The sequence below is a fragment of the Gorillibacterium terrae genome (genome assembly GCF_051594785.1).
Lineage (GTDB): Bacteria > Bacillota > Bacilli > Paenibacillales > NBRC-103111 > Gorillibacterium.
On the sequence record NZ_JBPPGI010000001.1, the window covers coordinates 707,202 to 729,809 of the forward strand.

The 22,608-nt window shown below is 53.8% G+C and carries 11 protein-coding genes; all 11 read left to right on the top strand.

The genetic code is table 11. The features are described 5' to 3' along the window. Positions 1-2: 2 nt before the first annotated feature. On the top strand, positions 3-1,175 hold the full coding sequence (locus tag ACSEXS_RS03040) for a beta-ketoacyl-[acyl-carrier-protein] synthase family protein (RefSeq protein WP_438431710.1): 1,173 nt from the start codon (positions 3-5) through the stop codon (positions 1,173-1,175). Between the two features lie 4 nt (positions 1,176-1,179). Beyond that, a complete protein-coding gene (gene fabG, locus ACSEXS_RS03045) occupies positions 1,180-1,920 on the top strand; it encodes a 3-oxoacyl-[acyl-carrier-protein] reductase (protein WP_438431711.1) in 741 nt (246 codons plus the stop codon). A gap of 1 nt (position 1,921) precedes the next feature. Continuing rightward, positions 1,922-2,206: an acyl carrier protein gene (locus tag ACSEXS_RS03050; protein ID WP_438431712.1), complete on the top strand. Its 285-nt coding sequence runs from the start codon at positions 1,922-1,924 to the stop codon at positions 2,204-2,206. A gap of 38 nt (positions 2,207-2,244) precedes the next feature. Continuing rightward, entirely contained in the window at positions 2,245-4,029 is a 1,785-nt protein-coding gene (locus ACSEXS_RS03055) for an ABC transporter ATP-binding protein (RefSeq protein WP_438431713.1), read from the top strand. Between the two features lie 2 nt (positions 4,030-4,031). After that, positions 4,032-5,822 (top strand): ABC transporter ATP-binding protein, encoded by a 1,791-nt coding sequence (locus ACSEXS_RS03060; protein WP_438431714.1) that lies wholly within the window; start codon positions 4,032-4,034, stop codon positions 5,820-5,822. 112 nt (positions 5,823-5,934) lie between these two features. Then, on the top strand, positions 5,935-7,476 hold the full coding sequence (locus tag ACSEXS_RS03065) for a radical SAM protein (RefSeq protein ID WP_438431715.1): 1,542 nt from the start codon (positions 5,935-5,937) through the stop codon (positions 7,474-7,476). A gap of 18 nt (positions 7,477-7,494) precedes the next feature. Continuing rightward, positions 7,495-9,486 (top strand): carbamoyltransferase family protein, encoded by a 1,992-nt coding sequence (locus tag ACSEXS_RS03070; protein ID WP_438431716.1) that lies wholly within the window; start codon positions 7,495-7,497, stop codon positions 9,484-9,486. 119 nt (positions 9,487-9,605) lie between these two features. After that, positions 9,606-11,567 carry a carbamoyltransferase family protein gene (locus tag ACSEXS_RS03075; protein WP_438431717.1) on the top strand — a complete coding sequence of 654 codons (1,962 nt, stop codon included), beginning with the start codon at positions 9,606-9,608 and terminating at the stop codon, positions 11,565-11,567. 15 nt (positions 11,568-11,582) lie between these two features. Next, complete coding sequence (locus ACSEXS_RS03080) at positions 11,583-12,287, top strand: thioesterase II family protein (RefSeq protein WP_438431718.1); 705 nt, start codon at positions 11,583-11,585, stop codon at positions 12,285-12,287. A gap of 24 nt (positions 12,288-12,311) precedes the next feature. Continuing rightward, positions 12,312-14,900: a non-ribosomal peptide synthetase gene (locus ACSEXS_RS03085; RefSeq protein WP_438431719.1), complete on the top strand. Its 2,589-nt coding sequence runs from the start codon at positions 12,312-12,314 to the stop codon at positions 14,898-14,900. Between the two features lie 9 nt (positions 14,901-14,909). After that, a complete protein-coding gene (locus ACSEXS_RS03090; RefSeq protein WP_438431720.1) occupies positions 14,910-22,598 on the top strand; it encodes an SDR family NAD(P)-dependent oxidoreductase in 7,689 nt (2,562 codons plus the stop codon). Positions 22,599-22,608: the final 10 nt, after the last annotated feature.

Consider the following 22,608-nt stretch of genomic DNA (forward strand, 5'->3'; position numbering starts at 1 on the left):
CGATGAAAATGTATATCACAGGGTTAGGCATCATCTCCCGGGTAGGAAACAACAAGGAGGATTTCTGGGCGGGGATTAATAACCCCGAGGCCAGCCGTAAAAGCGCCTACGCTTGTCCCGTGGAGCTCCCCAAGACCATCCCGAATAATGTGGCACGACGCATGGACCGGTTTTCCCGAATGACGCTTATTGCTTCCATGATGGCGATGGAGGACAGCTCCTTGCAGGAGAGGGGCTTTGACCCCTTCCGGGTAGGAACCGTCATGAACTCTGGCTACGGCCCCATTGACTCCATCCATATTTTTTGGAACAAGCTCTTATCCGATGGTGTGGAGGTGGTCAGTCCGACGGTGTTTGCGAGCACGGTCAATAATTCGGGTGTCGGCCATACGTGCATTCAACTCAACCTGAAAGGAGCCAGCACCGTCTTCATGGGAAGCGATGCTGTTGGATATTCGGGGGTTTTAATCGAAGGCGGCAAGGCGGATGCCATTCTCTGCGGAGGGGTAGAGGAGTACTGCCAGGAATTGAACGATTGCTACAGTGAACTGCATGTCGTAGACCCGGATCCTGATTGCTTGTGCCGTCCCTTGGACCGGACAAGGAACGGATTGCGGTTAACCGAGGGCTCGGCGGTACTCATACTGGAGAACGAAAGCATAGTGGAGCAGAATCCGGACCTGATCTATTGTCAGGTTGCCGCCTCTGCAAGCGCTATGTCGTACACATACCCCGGCATAGAGGAGGCATCTCTTGATCCAAGCCAATTTGTAAGCGTTATGCGGTCGGCAATTGAACTCGCTGGAATAGGAACCAGCGACATCGCAGGAATCCTTATGGCTGCCGGCGGGGGCAGACAGGCGGATCTGATCGAGGCGAAGGCCATTAAGGAAGTGTTCGGTGACTTGGCGGCCGGGATTCCGGTTACCTCCATCAAAGGTGCAATCGGCGAGAACTTCGGTGCATCGATGAACCTTAACATTGCGGCAGGGGCCCTTACGATTCGGCACGGAATGATGCCAATGACGGTTGGCTGCACCGAACCTGATCCAGTGCTTGGACTAGATATTGTTCACACGGAACCCCGCAAGGGCGATTACCGTTACATCCTGGTCAACGGCTACGACATTTCCGGCTGTATATTCAGCACCGTACTTGCCTCAGCGGGGAGATGATGATTTGAGATTCGAGGGCAAGGTCGTATGCGTTACAGGCGGGGCAAGGGGTATCGGCAAAGCGATCGTTACCCTGTTCGCCAAGGAAGGCGCAACAGTGGTATTCACGTATCACGACAGCAAAGACACAGCCCTGCAGCTTGAAGCGGAATTATGCAGGGCAGGGATGCGTGCCCAGGCCTGCCATATGGATGTCACGGATACGCCGAATGTGAAGATTGTTATTGATTCGGTGACGGACACCTACGGACGTTTGGATGTTCTGGTGAATAACGCTGGGGTGACCCAAGACGGCTTTTTGATGTTTATGGGTGAGGATTCATGGGACCATGTGGTTGATACGAATTTGAAGGGCGCTTACGCCAATAGCAAGGCAGTACTGCCTGTGATGCTGGGCCAGAAGGCGGGGGTTATCATTAATGTTTCCTCCATTGCCGGGTTCATGGGTACCGCCGGCCAAACCAACTATTGTGCTTCCAAGGCAGGGCTCATCGGATTTACCAAAGCCTTGTCCAAAGAAGTTGCGGCCAAAAACATTCGCGTCAATGCAGTGGCCCCCGGATATATTCAAACGGAAATGCTGAATAAAGTGCCGGAGCCGATTCGAAACAAATTTAAGGCAATTATCCCGTGCAGCCGAATCGGACAGCCCGAGGAAGTGGCACGGGTCATACTCTTTCTGGCCTCGGAGGATGCGAGCTACATCCACGGCCAAACCATTATCGTCGATGGAGGGATTGTATAACATGACGGAAACAAATTTAGTGCCCGTTACGCAGGAACGGTTGATGACGGTCGTCGAGCGGGTCATTGAGTACCCGGCGGTTAATGGGGAAGGTGATCTTCTAACCGCCAATTTAGTGGATTTGAACATCAATTCTATCACCTTTATCAAGCTGGTTATCGAGATGGAGAAGGAATTTGATATTGAGTTTGAAGATGATGATCTTGATATCAGCAGATTCCCGACATTCCAGGGAATTGCCCAATTCGTGGCAGAAAAGCTAGCTTCGTCCAGAAGACAGCTGTAAGGAAAGAACGCAACATTTCATTAGGGGGGAAGGCGTACTTGGGGCAATCACATTCTCAATCTTCATGGTCATCATTCACCAGATTAATGCCCTATCTGAAGCCGTATTGGTTTTGGGTAGTTCTTAAGCTCATCGGAACCATCATAAATGCGCTTAATGATATTTTGCTCGTCTACTTCATTCAGCAACTGGTCAACTCCTCGCTGTCCAAAGACCGGTCTGAGCTGATGCAATCCATTTATTTAATGTTGGCGGTTGTAGGAATCGGAATAATTGTCAACTTTGTGGAGGCCTATTCCGCCGGGCGTTTCTCAGCCGGAGCCGTTCGTGACATGAAGGGGCAAATAAGCAACCACCTCAGCAATCTTCCCGTGGCCACACTGGACCGCTACCATTCAGGTGACCTGATCTCAAGGATGACGAATGGGATGAACGGGATGGAATCGTTCTACAAGCATGATTTTACAGGGATCATCTTTCATCTGCTGCGGCTTGGCGTAAGCTTTGCGGCAATGCTTTATTTCAATTGGAGCCTTCTGCTGTTCTGTATGGTCCTCATTCCTGTCACGGTTGTCTTGTCCAATGTCGTCGGCAAGCCTTTGGAAGGATATGCGGCCAAGCTCCAACAATCCCTGGCCCAGACCAATGCCACCGTTGCAGACAGCTTGGGCGGCATTCCTATGGTGAAGGCTTACAACCTGGCTCAAGTCTTGTTTGGCCGGTACAGCGGCAACGTCAAGGCAGCCCTGCAAGATGCGCTGGCTATCGAAAAAAGTAGAGCGATTATGTCGATGGTAAGCGTTATCATCAATACGGCCCCGTTTCTGCTGTGCTTTCTGTATGGGGGGTATCTGGTTATTGAGGGGGACTTCACGGCTGGAGGCCTCATTGCTTTCGCCCAGCTGTTGAATTACTTCGTCCAGAGTGCCGGCCTCGCTCCAAATCTGTTCGGCAACTATAAGGTTACGATGGGTACTGCGCGTCAGTTATTCGAAATTCTCGATGAGACCGCAGAACGGACGGACGGCAGCGGTTTTTCGGAGGACCAAACGGTACCTGCGATCGACATCAAGGATCTGTCCTTTTCCTACGATGGTGCGAATCAAGTGCTGCACGGGCTGACCATGGGGGTTGCCCCCGGTACGGTGACGGCAATCGTTGGACCAAGCGGCGGCGGCAAATCGTCGATCGTTAAGCTGTTATGCGGGTTCTACGCGTACCAAGACGGTTCAATCCGGCTTTATGGCAAGGACCTGTCGGAATGGAGTCTGCCTGCAGCCCGCTCGATGATGGCTGTGGTGTCTCAGGATACCTACCTGTTTCCCGGAAGCATCAAGGAGAATTTGCTCTATGGGAATCCAGACGCCACGATGAAGGATGTCATCGAAGCGGCCCAAATCGCCAACATTCATGACTTTATAACCGAACTGCAGGATGGATATGACACGTTGGTGGGGGAACGGGGGGCGCAATTATCCGGCGGGCAGAAACAGAGGGTGTCCATCGCAAGGGCCATTCTGAAAAACTCGCCGATCATTCTCTTGGATGAACCGACCTCAGCCCTGGATACGGAATCCGAAGCCCTCGTTCAAGAGGCCCTTGAACGCATCATGCAGGGGAAAACCGTACTCGTCATTGCCCACCGTCTGTCCACTATTCAGATGGCAGACCAAGTGCTTGTGCTGAACCAGGGGCGAATCGTGGAGAAGGGGACGCACCAGGAATTGCTGGAGGCCCGCAGCTTCTACCAACGGCTATACCTCGGTCAATTCATAGGTGAAGACTCTACCCTGACATTGCCAAGAGAAGAGGGGGCATCCTAACTTTGCGACAGAACAGCAAGGAAATTCGAAGCCTTCTGCGTTTTATTATGCCTAGGAAGCATGCGTATTTCGGTGGTTTGATCGGCGCAAGTCTCGTGGATGCCAGCATTCCGACGATCATGGCCGTGGTTTTGAAGCTTGTGCTGGATGCTGCGGTCAGCCTGGATATGGATACCGTATGGATGGTGTCCTTGGCCTTGGCTGGGGTTATTGCTGCGTTTGCCGTTCTCAGTCCCTTGTTTAATTATTGGTTCGGAAGTGCAGTCAAGCGGATCATGGCAGATATTAGGCTTACGGTGTTTGGGCATATGCTGCGGATCCCCCTTTCGTATTTTGAGAACACGCATAGCGGAGACAGCATGGCCAGGCTGACCAACGACATGGCTACGGTCGAGAACGCGTACACATCCAGCGTCCGATCCATCCTGTCTCTTGTGTTTACAGGCCTGTATGCAGCGGTCATCATGTTCGTCATGGACTGGAGGTTTGCCTTAGCACTCATTCTGCTAGGCCTCCTATCCACCTACATCAATGCCAAGTTTGCCATACCTTTGCGGAAAATCAGCAATGACATACAGAAGAATGCCGGTCTGTCGACGGAGCGCTTGACGGACTTGCTTGCCGGATTCCAGGTCATGAAGATGTTTCAGTTGCGCGAAGCGATTACGGGCAAATACCGGGAAACCGCACAAAGGGGAGCCGACCTGACGGTAGCCCAATCGAAAACCTATGCTTATCTGAATAGTACGAATTTTCTGCTGATTTGGATTAACAACGGGGGCACCTTCATCGTTGGCACACTCATGCTGATTGAGGGGCAGACGAGCCTGGGCACATTATTCTCCATGGTGCTATTGCTGGAGCAGGTTACGAATCTATTTCGCAATCTGGGCAATCTATGGGCCAACCTTCAAGCCTCCCTGGCCGGTGCCGCTCGTGTTATCGAGATTCTGGATACACCTGTGGAGCTTGAGGACCCGCGAAACCAGCAAGAAAATCAAGGGAACCGACAGTCTGGGACAGGTATGGTAGACATTCAGGACGCAGTCTTTGGCTACAAGGAGAACCGAAGCGTGATTGAGGGGGTGAGCCTCCAGGTTGGCAAAGGTCAGCTGGCTGCCCTCGTCGGGCCAAGTGGAAGCGGCAAGAGTACCCTCATTAAGCTACTGTTAGGATTCTATCCCCTAACAAGCGGCCAGATTGTGCTTGATGGCCGGCCCATGGCCGACTATACCCTGCCGGAGCTTCGGGAGATGATTGCCTATGTGCCACAGGATGCGTATCTGTTCGAGGGCACCATACGAGAGAACATCCGCTATGGCCGCATGACGGCAACAGAGGAAGAAATTGTCCAAGCAGCCATTGCTGCCCATGCCCATGGGTTCATCATGGAGCAACCCGACCAATACGACACCATGGTTGGGGAAAGGGGCTTGCGGCTGTCAGGCGGACAAAAGCAGAGGATTGCCATTGCCCGGGCGCTCTTGAAGAACGCACCGATTCTGCTGCTTGACGAGGCAACCTCAGCTTTGGATTCCGAATCGGAAAAGGCGGTTCAGGACGCGCTGAACAATCTGATGCGGGGGAAAACAACCATTGCCATTGCCCATCGCATCTCCACCATTGAGCATGCGGATATCATCTACGTCATCGATTCCGGAGGGGTTGCGGAGCAGGGGAGGCACCATGACCTTTTGAGGGAAAATGGGGTTTATGCGCGTTTTTACCAAATGCAGCTTCATCAACCACGTGAGGATAACACGATACCCCCTCTTGCGGCAGGCGCCCAATAGGGGTCCAAGGAGCGGAACCATGGGAACAACGACAGATTGTTTATTTATCGGGCATAATTATGATTTATCCGAAAAGCTTGTTCGAACACGGATAAGAAATGGGAGAAATTCCATGGAGTTCCGGGATTTGGACGGAAATTTTATATGGTACAACGGCAAACGGTATACGCCCAGCGATATGTTCAACCATATCTTTTATGAAGAGATGCAGATGCAGGATGACATGGGCCCGATTTGTATGGCTGGTGTGTTCAATAGTGCCATTGCTTTCTTGGGGAGCTATTTAACCAAGAGGGGCTATAAAGTGGATTATATCAATTCCTTCAACACCCAGCAGCATGAGCTGATCGAGAAGCTGAAGGGAAACGTCCGATCCATTGCCATTCCTACTACCTTATATACGGAAGAGTACCCGATTGTCGAAATCATTCAATTCATCCGGAAGTACAATCGGGAGGCCAAAATTATCTTGGGAGGCCCTTATATTTATTCCGCTTTGCGTATTTTGCCTAAGCAGGACGTGTCGGACTTCTTGAAGCGGTTAGGTGCGGATTACTACGTGGTCAGTACCGAGGGGGAGGAGGCGCTGGGGCACCTCGTTGAGGCTATCAAAACCAATGCCAGCTGCCAGCACATCCATAACCTGTACTTTTTGTCCAATGAGGAGTATGTCTTCACCACGTATAAGCAGGAGGATAACCCGTTTGAGGAGGGTATCCTGAACCTTAGCTTTGCGGGGGATTCGGTAGTCAGCTCTGCTTATGTCCGTACCACCAAGTCTTGTCCCTTTGCTTGTTCCTTCTGCAGCCGGGACCAATACGCCGGTTCGTATCAAACGGCAAGCGTGGAAGTGATCGAGAGCATTCTGGACAACAATATGCAGTATGAATCGGTGAAGAGCGTAATCTTCGTCGATGATACGCTGAATGTGCCGCCGAACCGGTTCAAGGACATGCTTCGGATGATGATCCGGAAGAAATACCCGTTCAAGTGGCACTCCTACTTCCGATGCCAGTTCGCAGACCGGGAAATGGTGGAGCTGATGCGGGACAGCGGCTGTGAGGGGGTCTTCCTTGGAATCGAATCCGGGAGCCAAGCAATGCTCGACAATATGAACAAATCAGTAAAGATCGAGCAGTATTACCGGGCTATGCGGCTGATGAATGAGTACGGGATTACAACAACCGCCTCCTTTATTATAGGGTTTCCCGGGGAGACCTATGAGACCTTTCTGGAGACCAAACGATTCATTGAGGAATGCAAGCCGACGTTCTTCCGTGCATCTTCATGGGTGTGCGACCCCTTGTCTCCGATCAACAACAACCGGGACAAGTGGGGTTTGACCGGCATGTACACCCATTGGAAGCATAATACGATGGATTCGGCAACGGCAAGGGATCTGCAGGACGAGCTGTTCCTCGATATTGACCAATCCATTTGGACCAAGTTCGATGAGTTCGATAGCATGATTGCGTACCATATCATGGATCGGGGGTTGGACCTGGATCAGATGAAGCAGTTCCTTGGGTATTTTAACTTGGGCTTGAAGGAAAGATTGAGAGGGTCCGATCGAACAGAAATCAGCCCCCCGATTATGGAGAGCATGCGTCAGGCTTGCGTGTTAAGGGGGAAGGAAAACGAACTCTGCAGGTAATAGACGGAGGGTGAAGGTATGCTGATCTTAGGGATCAACGGCGGGTTGGATTTTCCCCACGAGGACATGCATGTGATGAGTTGGAATTTAATGGCGCATGATTCTGCAGCTGTGTTAATCCATAACGGCAAGGTCGTCGCAGCAATAGAAGAGGAACGAATCAATCGAATCAAGCACACGGGTAAAGGGCCGATTTATTCCATGCAATTTTGTCTGGATCAGTATGGCGTCACCCTCGCTGATGTAGATCGGATCGTCCTTTTTACAGCAGAGAATGAATCAAAGTACGAGGTTCTGTCGAAACGAAACATGTTCAACACCATTGAATATGCGGATGCCAGGGAATGGATGGCAAAACGGTTCCAGCAATTTTTTGGGGTGGAAATTCCGAGGGAGAAATTCGCCTTCGTCGATCATCATACCTGCCATGCGGCGAGCGCGTATTTCATGTCGGGCTTCGATAAGAGTCTGGTCCTGACCATCGACGGCGCCTCGCCGGAGGGTTTTGCGGGATATGTCATCAGCGCCGAGGGCAACTCGTTTCAAGTACTGGAGCGAATTTCAAATGATAACAGTCTGGGTACGTTCTATAACGTAACGATCAATATCTTAAGCTACTACCAGCATGATGAATACAAGGTCATGGGGTTAGCTCCTTACGGTAATCCATCCACCTACCGAAGAGTCATGCGGAAAGCATACCGATTGCTTCCGGATGGGAAATTTACGATCAATAAGCCTTGGCTGCTGTACGTGCTCATGGATTATGTGAAGCCAAGAAGAAAGGGAGAACCGATTACCCAGGAGCACAAGGACCTGGCGGCAGCCCTGCAGGAAGCGTTGGAAACCATTGTCCTGCATGTGCTGACCTACTATCGGGAGGCTACGGGACATACCCGGCTGTGCTTGGCCGGCGGGGTCGCCCATAACTGTTCGATGAACGGGAAGATCCTCTATTCCGGGTTGTTCGATGAGGTGTTCGTGCAGCCGGCGGCCCATGATGCAGGCAACTCCCTGGGCGGCGCGTTGTATGTATCCAAGCTGTTCAAACCCGAGCAGGAGACCGAGACGCTGCGGCATCTTTACTGGGGGACGGACATTGGGAACCAGGACCAAGTAGGGGATATCCTCTCCCGGTGGAGCGCCTTCGTGGATTATACGAGGGTGGACCATATCGAGGAGAAGACCGCCCGATTGATTGCAGATGGTGCTGTCATCGGATGGGTGCAGGGACGCTCGGAATTCGGACCGAGGGCACTGGGCAACCGCAGCATTTTGGCTGATCCAAGACCCGAGGAGAACAAACATATCATCAACGCCATGGTGAAGAAGCGAGAGGGCTACCGGCCCTTCGCCCCTTCCGTGTTGGAGGAGTATGCGGGGGAATACTATGAAATCCCGCCTAGTAAGGCCCCGCTGTCTTACATGAATTTTGTGCTTCGGACGAAGGAAGACAAACGTGCTGCGCTTGGCGCGGTGACCCATGTGGACGGAACCGCTCGTGTGCAAACCGTATCCCGGGAGACCAACGAGCGGTATTGGACGCTAATCGACGAGTTCCGCAAGCTGACGGGGATTCCGATTCTGCTCAACACCTCGTTTAACAACAATGCGGAGCCGATCGTGAATACAGAAGAGGATGCCATTGTAAGCTTCTTGACCACCCATATTGATTACCTGGTTATTGGCGATTATCTGGTTTCGAAGAAGGAAGTCGGCAGCGCAGAGCATATGCAGCTGGCTCCCAAAAGGCACATGACAGCCGAATTGAAGAAATCGATCGGCTGTACGGCAGACGGCAGCAAGCAGGTGACCCATATAGTGAGGCTTCATTTCGGGGAGAACTATACCGCTTCGATCTCGGAGGAGACCTTCAGACTGCTCGAAGCGTGCGACGCGCAGAAGACGGTTGAAACGCTTGTGCAGGAGCTTGGCCTAGCATGCGGAGCCAAGGTCATGGATGAGCTGCTTGAGCTGTGGTCCCAGCGGCTGATCGCCCTTCATCCATGAAGGGAAACTTGTCTGTCATTTGGGCACCTAGAGGTGACCAAGGATAACCAATTCAATGGGGGTTCAACCAAATGCTCTTACTTGGTATTAATGGAGGCTTAGAGGCTCCTGATCAAGATTTGTTTACGTACGGATATGGTGGAATTGCCCATGACGCGTCTGCGGTTCTGCTGCATGATGGCAAGGTCGTGGGCGCCATGGAAGAGGAACGGCTCAATCGCATCAAGCACACCGGCAAAGCTCCCTTTAAATCCATGGATTTTTGCATCCAGAGCTATGGCGTGTCCTACAGTGACGTGGACCGTTTCGTGCTCACCACCGGTGAATATGAAGCCAACGTAAAGATTCGGGAATATTTTTTCTACCATGGCCTTCCATATACGAACATTAAGGATTACATAATTGATACCGTTCGCCACTATCATGGGGTGACCATTGACAGAAGCAAAATTGTATTCGTGGATCATCACACGTGCCACGCGGCCAGCACTTATTACATGTCGGGCTTTGACCGCAGCCTGATCTTCACCATTGACGGAGCCTCCCCCGAAGGCTTTGCAGGATATGTCATTAGTGCCGACGGCACAACCTTCGATATTCTGGACCGGGTGAATAACGATAATAGCTTAGGCTCCTACTATCTCTACATCATTCGTCTGCTTGGCTACTTCCAGCATGACGAGTATAAGGTAATGGGACTGGCTCCTTATGGAGACCCCAAGCGCTTCAGGAAATACCTGAAGAAAACCTACCAGCTGCTTCCGGATGGGAAATTCCAGGTCAACTTTAACTGGTGCATGGCCTTATTCGACCTAATCACCCCACGGAAAAAGGGAGAGCCCTTCACCCAGGAGCACAAGGACCTGGCGGCCGCCCTGCAGGAGGCTCTGGAAGTGATGGTCATGCATGTGTTGACCCACTACCGGCAGGTTACCGGCCATACCAAGCTCTGCTTGTCCGGCGGGGTGGCGCATAACTGCTCGATGAATGGGAAGATCCTCTATTCCGGTCTATTCGATGAGGTGTTCGTGCAGCCGGCGGCACACGATGCAGGGAATTCCCTGGGCGGAGCCTTGTACATGTCGAAGCTGCTTCAGCCGGAGATAGAGACGGAGACTCTACGCCACCTATATTGGGGAACCAATATTGGCAATCAGGAGGAATTGGCCGGCATCCTGGCCAAGTGGGAGCCGTTCGTCAGCTATACGAAGGTTGACCGGATCGAGGAAACAGCCGCTCGCTTGATTGCAGAAGGTGCGGTCATTGGATGGGTTCAGGGCCGTTCGGAATTCGGGCCGAGGGCCTTGGGCAACCGCAGCATCCTGGCTGACCCTAGACCGGAGGAGAACAAGCACATCATCAACGCCATGGTGAAAAAAAGAGAGGGCTATCGGCCCTTCGCTCCTTCTGTGCTGGAGGAGTATGTTGGGGATTATTATGTCATTCCATCGAGCAAAGCGCCGCTGTCTTACATGAACTTTGTGCTTCAGACGAAGGAAGACAAACAGAGTGAACTGGGCGCGGTAACCCATGTGGACGGAACAGCCCGTGTGCAGACCGTATCCCGGGAAACTAACGAGCGGTATTGGACCCTTATCGACGAGTTCCGTAAGCTGACAGGAATTCCGATCCTGCTCAATACCTCCTTTAACAACAACGCGGAGCCGATCGTGGACTCCGAAGAGGATGCGATCGTCAGCTTCCTCACGACGAATATCCATTACTTGATCATCGGTGATTATCTCATATCGAAGAAGGAAGCTGGGCGCCCGGAGCATTTACAGCTGGTGCCTCGCATGCTGATAACCACGGAGCTGCGAAAATCCACCGAATGCAAGCTTGACGGCCAGAAGCGACAGGCCTATGTGGTTCGGCTGCATTTCGGGGACAAGTACGACGTGAAGGTTTCAGAGGAAACCTTCCGGCTGCTCGAGGCTTGCGACGGCGAGCGGTCCGTCGATGTTCTCCTGCGGGATTTGGGCATTGCGTGTGAAGAGAAGGTTATCGAAGAGCTTCTTGACCTATGGTCCAGAAGGCTGGTTGCATTCACCCCGTCCCCGGTATTCGCGGGCAAGGCATAAACAGAGGAGCCTTACATGAAGAAGCATAAGCTGTATTGCTTTCCTTATGCCGGAGCCTCCCCGATTTGCTATTACGGCTGGAACAAGTATTTGGACCGATCCATCGAAATGGTCCAAGTGGAACTTGCCGGACGGGGAAGGCGTCAAACCGAGCCGTTCTGCCAAACCGCTCAGGAAGCCGTGGAGGATCTATACAACCGGCTGTCGGATCAATGGAATGACGAGCCCTTCTCCTTCTTCGGACATAGCATGGGGAGCTTACTGGCCTTTGAATTAAGCCGTCTCTTGCAGAACCGAAAGGGATTAGAACCGGCGCATCTGTTCGTGTCAGGACGGTGGGCTCCCCACATTCACAGGGAACAACCGGATTATTACAACCTCTCGGACCATGAGCTGAAAGAGAAGATCATTGGACTAGGCGGCACGCCGGAGGAGCTCTTCCAAAGTGAGACGTTGACCAAAGTGTTTATTCCCATTCTGCGGGCTGACTTCGACATGATGCATCACTATACCTTCGAGGAGAGAGAGCCGCTGTCGTCACCCCTGTGGGTGATGACCGGCTCAGGCGACATCGAGGTCAATCAGAGGGATTTGGTGGAGTGGAGCCGGCACACAACGGGCGAGTTCGCCATGATCAAATTCAAGGGCGGACATTTCTACATAAAAGAAAGCGAGGAATCGCTAGTGGAGCGGATCAACAGAACCATCCTCCACTACTGATCCATCTGGGGGTGGACCATGTAGATGAGAAACCACTTGCTCGATATTATCGAAGCGAATCATGAGCTTACGGACAAAGGAATCACATTCATCCACGATGTAGATCAGGAGGAATTCCTTTCCTATCGGGAGTTGTACCAAGAGGCCCTTCGCTTGCTTCATGGTCTGCAGGCCCAGGGTATGATGCCTGGACAGGAATTGGTGTTCCAGGTGGAGGAGAATCGGCCGTTCCTTGAGCTGTTCTGGGCGTGCATCATCGGGAAGATCATCCCTGTGCCCCTAACCGTGGGAACCACGGAGGAAGCCAGACTCAAAGTCTACAAGGTCTGGGAGAAATTACTCAATCCTCGGTTAATCGGAACGGCAAAACCAATCGATGAATTACTGGCATACGGCGCGGCTGAAGAAGCCTTGGCGGATCGCGCCCAGGCGATGAGGAGCAGCTTGATTAACCTGGATGGTGTCTATGCTTCGGAGGGTACGGGGGTTGTTCACCGGCCGGAACCGGGAGACATCGCCTTTGTCCAGTTCTCCTCCGGATCCACAGGGGACCCCAAGGGGGTAATCCTGACCCATGAAAATTTGCTTTCCAATACAACAGCTAATAATGCGGACTACGATATTCAGACGGATGAAGCCGTCCTCAGCTGGATGCCCTTGACCCATGATATGGGGATGATTGCCTTCCACTTGTGCGCTTGTTTGTCCCAAACCAATCAATATTTGATGCTCCCGAAGCTGTTTATCCGAAAGCCGATTTTGTGGATGAGCAAGGCCCATGAGCATCGGATCAATGGCATGTACTGCCCGAACTTTGGCTACCGGTATTTTCTTTCCTTTTATCAGGAAGACCGGAATTACGGATGGGACTTGTCTAGGATCCGTTACATTGCCAATGGGGCGGAGCCTATTTCCATTGACCTCTGCAATCGGTTTGTGGAGCTTATGGGACGTTATCAATTAAGGAAGAGCGCCATGAAGCCGGTGTATGGGCTTGCTGAAGCAACCGTTGGGGTATGCAAGACGCGATGCCATGAGGAATACCGGCTGGTTACGCTGGATCGAAGGCACTTGCAGATTGGATCGCAGGTCCGGGAGATGGATGCCAGCGATCCCAACAGCATATCCTTGGCAGACGTAGGCTATCCCTTGGATGACTGCAGCGTCCGTATTGCGGATGAATATGGAAACGAGGTTCAGGATCGAATCGTAGGCTATATTCACGTCAAGGGAAAGAATGTAACCGAAGGGTATTACAATGACCCGGAAGCGACGCGACTGGTTAAGACAGCGGATGGATGGCTGGATACCGGCGACTTGGGCTTCACCAAGGAAGGTAGATTCGTCATTGTGGGACGGGCGAAGGACATCATCTTTGTCAATGGGCGGAACCTGTATCCCCATGATATTGAGCGGGTCGTAGAGAAATTAGGCGGGGAACAGCAATGGAGCACCGCGGCTTGCGGGGTGCGGAACAACGACAAGCAATCCGAGGACCTGATCATCTTTTTGACCTACAAGAAGAAGGACTTAGGCGCATTCTACGATATAGCGGAGCGGATCAAGAAGCATGTCCAACAGGTGATGGAGGTGCCTGTAGAAGCCGTCATCCCGATTGCCCAGCTACCGAAGACGACAAGCGGTAAGATTCAACACTACAAACTGGCTCAGATGGCGGAAGCCGGGGATTTTCAGGCGATCCTCCAACAGTTGAGGTCTATTGCGAGAGACAGGCAGCAGGCTCTTCAGGAGAAAAAACAACCGCTGCCTACGGCGGATCGTATGCTGTCCATTGTCCGGAGCATTCTGGGCAAAGATGACATAGGGATCCATGACAATTTCATTGATCAGGGGGGCAATTCTCTCCTGTTGGTGAAGGTGAGCGAGGAACTGGATCAATGGTTCGGCGGCAAGGTGTCTATTCCTGATCTCTTCGCCTATCCCACCGTTGCGAAGCTTGCTGCATTCGTGGAGCAAGGGGGAAGCTTCACCGTCCCTACCGTTGGTCTGCCGGAGGTATACTTCTCCAGGGGCAAGGCCGGGGCTGCGCCTGAGTTTGAGGCGAGCCTGCAGGGAGCTCTAAATGAAGGCATTCGCAGGCTGTCCCAGCTGGCGGAGGGAGACGCCTTCATCGTTCTCTTAGCGGTCTTCGCCCTCCTGCTGCAGGAGGTTTCCGGCGAGTCCCAGGTGAGCCTTCAGGCTTCAACAGACGATGTACACATCCGATCATTGACGATTGATTTTGGCTCCATTGCCCTATTCCAGGAGCTGTGTGAAGGGATCCAGGCTTGGCGCCGGGACCCTGCTCTGGGCCTGACCTATGCCTGCTCAGCCACAAAACGCCTTCGGACGGAGCCTGCGGGCCATCGGGTGATTCCGTATGTGTCTTATCGAAGGGCTTTCGAACGGACGAGCCAGGTGAGACCCGAGCCCTTCGATATCGGATTGGAGATCTATGACATGGATGAGAGCCTTCACTTAACCCTGGCCTATGACCGTATGAGGCTTCACGGGGGACACATGAAGGATCTGTTCATCCGGTATGTAGGCTTGCTGGAGCAGTTGATTGACTATTCCATGGGTTCAAAGAATACCACAGCAATCGAGGGATAAGAGGGCATAATGGAAGAAAATCTGTTTGGCATCAACCTTAACAAGCTGCAAGGGTCGACGGCTGGAACAACTCAGGTAACGGAAGTGTCCGATAACGATATTGCCATTATCGGCATGTACGTTCGGTTTCCGATGGCGGAAGACCGGGATGGGTTCTGGGAGAACATCCTAAACGGCGTCAGTTGTGTTAGCAGCCTTCCACCGAATCGCAGGCGAGATGTTGAGCGGTATTTGCAGTACAAGGGCCGCAAGAACGGGACAAGCGAGGAAATCGCGTTCTTGAAGGGGTCTTACCTGGAAAATATCGACCTGTTTGATTACGGCTTCTTTAACCTTTCCCCGATGGAAGCCAAGCTGATGAATCCGATGCAGCGGTTATTTTTGGAGGCGGCCTGGTCGGTTTTTGAAGATGCGGGATACAGCAGCCAGGATGTGACGGGAACTTCCGTTGGCGTATACCTGGGGCACATCAGTGATACAGAAGGGGGTCAATACCGGGAGATGATCCATGAGGTGGATGCCGAGCTGCTGCCGGCTTCACTCTCGGGCACCCTCTCCTCCATGATCCCAAGCCGAATCTCGTATGTCCTGAATCTGAAAGGCCCCAGTATGATTGTGGACACGGCATGCTCGTCCTCTCTCGTGGCCGTGGACCTGGCCGTCCGCGCGCTGCAAAGAGGAGATTGTGAGTTGGCCATGGCTGGCTCTGTCCGCATCAATCTGCTGCCCCTGGACCGGGACCATTACAAGGTAGGCATTGAATCCAGCGACGATGAAACAAGAACCTTCGATGCCCATGCCGATGGTTCAGGAATGGGGGAAGGGGTGGCGGCGATCCTGTTAAAGCCGCTTAGTCAAGCCCGGCGGGATGGAGACACCATTTACTCCGTTATCAAGGGCAGCTGGGCCAACCAGGATGGCGCTTCGGCGGGAATTACCGCCCCCAATCCGTTAGCCCAGGCGGAGGTTATGACGAAGGCCTGGAAGGACGCGGGAATCGATCCGGGCACCATCACCTATATTGAAGCCCATGGAACAGCAACCAAGCTGGGCGATCCGATCGAGATTGAAGGCATTCAACGTGCGCTGGAAAAGGCAACGGACCGGAAGCAGTTCTGTGCGATCGGCTCCGTGAAAAGCAACATGGGGCACCTCTACAGCTGTGCAGGGCTAGCCGGGCTGATCAAGGCCAGCTTGGCCTTGAAGCATCGCATCATCCCGCCCAGCCTGCATTTTCACCTTCCAAACCCGAAGATCCCCTTCGTCCATTCGCCCCTGTATGTGAATACCCATCCGGTGGAATGGACAACCGACGGGGGCCCCAGACGCTGCGGCGTCAGCTCCTTCGGGCTGTCAGGGACGAACTGCCACGTGGTGCTGGAAGAATCTGCAGGTTCGGACCAGAAGGAGCGGTTTCCGCGAAGCCTTCCGACCGAACGGTGGACAGGACCGTCTCTACTGGTCTTATCGGCGAAGAATGCCGCTACGCTCCATAAGCTTGTGGTTCGTTATCAGGACTGGATGGTCAAGAAGCCAGAGGTATCTCTCGCAGACCTATGCTATACAGCGGCTGTCGGCCGGGATCATTACGCCTGCCGATTAGCCATTCTCGCAAGGGATAAAGACGATTTACAGGGTAAGTTACAACTTCTTGCCCGCGCCGGGATCGAAGAGCAGAAGCATCCATGGCTGTGGATGGGCGAAGGGACAGGACGATCTGCTCCGAATGAACAAGGTCTCTCTCCTGCATCCATCGGGGAGCTGGTTGAACAATGGAGCCACGGGGGCCATGGGGATGCTTTGGAGTCCATCGCAGCTTCCTATGTGTTAGGGACGGAGGTCCCTTGGAAACGGATGTACAGAGGGTCAGGTGCACGAAGAGTCAGCCTTCCGACGTACCCCTTCGACCGCAAGCGGTGCTGGGTTGAGCCTCCCCAACATGGGAAGTTCCAGACTACGGTGGAGAGCCCGTTGTACTACGGCTTGGAATGGGTACGGGAGGAAGCCAAGGCGCCCAGCCATCCGGTGACAGGGGATACGGTTCTGATCTTCGGGGCTTGGGAGGAGCTGCAGCTCGCCCTTGTTCAGCAGGGCCGGAGTTGGATCAGCGTTCTTACGGGGGACGAGTACAAACGGCTGTCCCCGGATAGATTCATGATTCGGAATGAAGAGGAGGACTATGTGCGACTCCTTGGGGAACTACGGGACCTGCCAATTGAGGTTATGGTTCATGTGGCGGCCTATCGCGCAACCCCTCCGACGTCCCTGGAGTCCTTGGCGGAAGCTCAGGAAACCGGCGTGTTCAGTCTCTTCTATCTGTCCAAGGCTCTGATGAAGGCCAGACTCAACCGCCGGGTGGAGCTGCTGCTGATTGCAGACTGCGTGTCCCGTGTTACGGGGCGCGAGGCTTCTCTGAAGCCGGAGCAGGCTACCTTGTTCGGGCTGGGCAAGGTCATTCGAATGGAGGCCCGAGAGATCGCCTGCAGGGCATTCGATGTGGATGAGCATACGCCGATTGAAGCGGTTCTTGCAGAAATGAGCGAAGCGGGAACATCCTACGCAGCAGCGTTTCGTGACGGCTTTCGTTATGTGCAGTCCATGGTCGAGACGGATCCCGCATCCTTGAAGGAGCGGTACATTCCACTTCGCAAGGACGGAGTCTATGTCATTACGGGGGGATTGGGTAATCTGGGGCTTCGTATGGCCCAGCACTTGGGGGCCAAAGGCAGTGTCAAGCTCGCCTTGGTCAGCCGCACTCGCCTTCCCCATCGCGACGAGTGGAGCGAAGTGATTGCAGCCGGGACAGATCCAGTCCTGTGTAGCAAGCTGACGGCACTGCAGCAGATGGAAGCTGCAGGAGCTACAGTGGCGTGTGTATGCGCTGATGTCAGCTCCTTGACAGACATGCGGGGCGCCATGGAGCAGCTTCGCAGACAATACGGGCGAATCAACGGCGTCATCCATGCCGCCGGGGTCGTGGGCAAGGGCTTCCTCGTGACGAAGGACAAGCAGTTCTTCCATGAAGTGCTGAAGCCGAAGGTGATGGGAACGTGGGTCCTAAACCAGGTGACCGAGCAGGATGAGTTGGATTTCTTCGTCATGTTCTCCTCCGGCGTTGCGTTGTCGGGAGAGGTTGGCCAAGGGGACTATACGGCAGCGAATTCGTATTTGGATGCTTTTGCAGCCTACCGAAGCCGGCTAGGGAAACCAGCCTTATCCATCAATTGGGTCGTGTGGGAAGGCTTGCGGATGGCAGAGGGGAACAGCATAGCCATTGATGGGGTCTTCAAACCCCTGCCTCTTGGTAAAGCCCTGCATGCCTTTGACACGATCGTGAATAAAGAGGTGACCCAGCTCTTGGTTGGGGAGATCAATCCCCACCTTGCGGGCCACGCAATGGAATGGTTCGGGGGCGAGGCGTTATTCCATCTGCCGGAGAACATCAAGCAGCTGTGGAGCGGAACCCCTCGAACGCCAGTGGATGCAGAGGCTGAAGTCGCATTATCGGAGGCTGAACAGGCTGTAACGCTCAGCGGGAGCAGCACGGGGAGCTACTCGGATCTGGAATGGAAGCTGGGACGGTTGTACGAGGAGGTCCTCGGCTTCGAAGAATTCAATATTCATGACAGTTTCTTCGAGATTGGCGGCGATTCCGTCATGCTAAGCCGGCTCTATATGCTGTTAAGCAGAGAGTTCCCGGGCCAATTGGCCATTGCCGATTTGTTCGCCCATACTTCCATAGCCAAGCTTGCCGCTTATTTGTCGGAGACGATCGGGAAGCGGCAGAAGCAGGTGGAGCGCAAGGAGCGTGCCTGTGTTCATGCTTCGGACGGAAGCACTGAAGATATTGCGATTATCGGCATGGCCGCCCGATTCCCGGGGGCCCAGAATGTGGATGAGTATTGGCATAACCTGAAGCATGGGCTGGATTGCATCAAGCAAATCCCTGAAGACCGAAAAGCCAAGCTGGATGAATATTTGATGGCCATCGGGCAATGGCAGGATGGGAATACCCCGTATATGGAATGCGGGTATTTGGATGGCATCGAGGAATTCGATTACGCCTTCTTCCGCATGTCCCCCCGAGAGGCCGATTTGACCGACCCCTGCCAGCGGCTATTCATGCAAACCGTGTGGCATGCCTTGGAGGATGCGGGCTATGGCGGAAGCAGGCTTCGCAAGAGCAGAACAGGGACGTACGTCGGGTTTGCCAACATTATACGGGACTCTTATCAGAAAATGCTCAGCGACATGGATCCGGTGGTCCTGTCTCAAGCGGTGGTAGGGAATACCGCAGCCATGCTCCCCTCCAGGATTGCGTATCTGCATGACCTGCGGGGACCGACCATGGTGGTGGATACGGCCTGTTCCTCCGCTCTGGTCTCTGTCCATTTGGCGAGCAGGGCTATCCGCAGCGGAGAGTGTGAAATGGCTATTGCTGGTGGGGCAAAATTGTTCCTGGCTCCCCTGGACGTAGACCATTTCAAAATTGGCATCGAAGCCTCGGACGCAAGGACAAGGGCGTTCGATGCCCATTCAGACGGGTCCGGCATGGGTGAAGGCGTTGCTGCCATCGTACTGAAATCGCTGCGGAAGGCACAGGCCGACGGAGACCATATCTATGCGGTGATTAAAGGGAGCTCCATTAATCAGGACGGATCATCCATGGGGATTACGGCACCCAATCCGGAGGCTCAGACGGATGTCCTGCTCCAGGCTTGGGCGGACGGTGGCATTGACCCGGCATCCATCGCCTTCTTCGAGGCCCATGGTACGGGAACCCGACTGGGAGACCCGATCGAGCTGAACGGATTAAGCACCGCCATGAGAGCCTATACGGACAAGAAGCAATTTTGTGCCTTGGGCTCGGTGAAAACCAATGTAGGCCATATGAATGAGGGGGCAGGCTTGGCCTCTTTGATCAAGACCGTCCTGGTCCTGAAGAACCGGCAAATTCCGCCGACCCTTCATTTCAACCGGCCGAACCCGAAGATTGATTTTTGTAACTCTCCGGTATACATCAATACCGCCTTGCGGCAGTGGGAAGGCGACAAGCCCATGCGGGCTGCGGTCAGCAGCTTCGGCTTCAGCGGAACCAACTGCCACATGGTCATCGAAGAATACATTCCGGGCAGCCGGAATGATGCAGGGATGAGGGATTCCTCCCGCCAGCATGTTCTCACACTCTCGGCGGTCAGCAAGGAGTCGCTGCGTAGACTGGTGCACCGATATGGGGATTATTTCCAAAACCTTCCGAACTCGGAGCGGTTGGAGGATATCTGCTATACGGCCAATACAGGGCGGGGTCATTACAGCTACCGCATGGCGCTGCTTCTGACGGGAGAAGAGGATGCGAGAGGGAAGCTTGACCTGCTGCGGCATGTTGAAGCCTTCGAGGACGTCCACCTTTCCTGGTTCTATTACGGCTGCCATCAGGTAACAAGCAGCGATGCGGGATCAAGGAAGCCATACGCCATCACGGAGCAGAAGAAAAGAAAGGCGACCCAAGAGGCCGGGGAGACCGGACAGCTCCCGGTGATTTGTAGATTATACGTTCAAGGGGCAGAGGTGGATTGGTCCCGATTCTACGGAAATGACGTGCGCCGCCTGGCCTTGCCCTTGTATCCCTTCGAACGACATCGCTGTTGGATGCCGATCACGAAGAGGAAGAACCATCCCCCGGCATTGGAGGCGGCGCCTGAACCTGTCACCTATCAGGTCAGTTGGGTTCCGGCACCAATGAAACCGAGTCCGGTAGCGGAAGCATTACCCGCTTCCGATGGATGGACCCTATTATTCATGGATGACAGAGGCATGGCCCGTCAGATGGCCGAGACCTGGAGGAATCGGCAAAGCCAGGTAATAGAGGTTGTGATTACGGGTGAACCGTGCTCGCCAACTGTACCCTGTGGAGAAGCAGCGGGTCGATGGATCATGGAGGGTAGCGAAGATGATTACATGGGACTCATCCGCACTTTCCATAGCCGCCCCATCTCTCGCATCGTTCATCTGGCGACCATCACAAGCAAGGACGAGATCCAATCCCTGAACGAACTGAAGGATTCCCAGCATAAAGGCTTGTACAGCTTATTCTACCTAGCCAAAGCATTGGCGGCGCATCGGATAGAAAACGACATCGAGCTGATCTTGGTTTCGGATTCTGTCAACCGGGTGACCGGTAAGGAAGGGGTTACCAAGCCCCACCATGCTCCGTTATTCGGGTTTGGCAGGGCGCTTGCCAAGGAGCAACCGAATCTTCACTGCCGGTGCATCGATATGGATGGCAGGATGACTGCCGAGGAGCTGGCCCAGGTGCTGGAAAGCCCGGCGGACGCCAGAATGGAGGCGTACCGCTCCGGTTGCAGATTTGTAGAGATGCTGGAGGAGGCGGTCGTTGAGACAAGTGCGGAGAAGGAGCTGCCCATCCGGGATGGCGGCGTCTATCTCTTCACCGGCGGGCTCGGTGCCATCGGGCTTGCAGCAGCGAAGCATCTGGCAAACCGAGGCAAGGCCACACTGGTGCTGATTAGCCGGCGTTCCTTCCCGGCTCGGGATGCATGGGATGGCTTGCTGGAAGCTTCATCGGATGCCAGAGCCTGCAGCATCATTACGGACATCCGGGAAATTGAAGCCATGGGCTCGGTCGTGGTGCTCTACCGGGCAGATGTCACCCAGGCGCATGAGGTTGCAGACATGCTGTCCTTCATTCGCCATCGATACGGTTCCATACGCGGGATCATCCACGGCGCCGGCAGCGTCAGCGTGAGTGCCGCCGCCGAGCAGTCCGCTGCCGCCTTCGAGGAGGTCATTGGCCCCAAGATCTATGGGACGTGGCTTCTCGACGAAGGAACTGCGGAAGACAAGCCGGATTTCATATTAATGTTCTCCTCCATTGCATCGGTATTCGAGAGCCTGTATCAAAGTGATTATGTAGCGGCCAACGCTTACCTGGATGCCTACTCCGCTTACAAGGCATGCAAAGGAGAACGGGCGCTTACAATCAACTGGGCGACCTGGAAGGACAAAGGAATGGCGGCCAACAATAGCTTCCAGGTGGAAACCCTATTTAAAACGATCCAGTCCTCCAAGGCATTGGAGGTAATGGACCTTGCCTGGACGACCAACCGGTGGACCGTTATCGCAGGAGAATTGAATGTAGACAGCCGCATGATCCTCCTGCTGGAGAAATACGCCATTGCCCTCGCCACTGGAATCAAGCGCAAGCTGGAGGCAGCCAAGCAGCAGTTTGCCGCTGAGCGTACGGGACCGCAGCATCATACAACCAAGCTCACCCTGACCGGTAACGGGACGGAGGAGGCTTATACCGAGACCGAGCAACGGCTTGCGGAGGCTTGCCGAGAGGTCTTGGGCTATAACGAAATCGACATTCACATGAATTTCTTCGAAATGGGTGCGGATTCTCTGCTGCTGAAGCAAATTTATGCCCTTTTGGATAAGCAATTCCCGGGGGTCGTGGCCATCACGGATCTGTTCGAATACCCTTCGGTCGGCAAGCTCGCCCAACACATCAGCAGCTTGACCCAACAGACGCATACGGAACAACCGGCTATGAATAGCCATCGTAGACAGGCAGTAGCTGGCGCGAACCTGGAGCATGATTTGAATGACCTGTTCGACCGGATGGAACAAGGTAACTTATCCGTTGACCAAATCATCCGGAATCTTAACAGCATATAGTGAGGTAGTC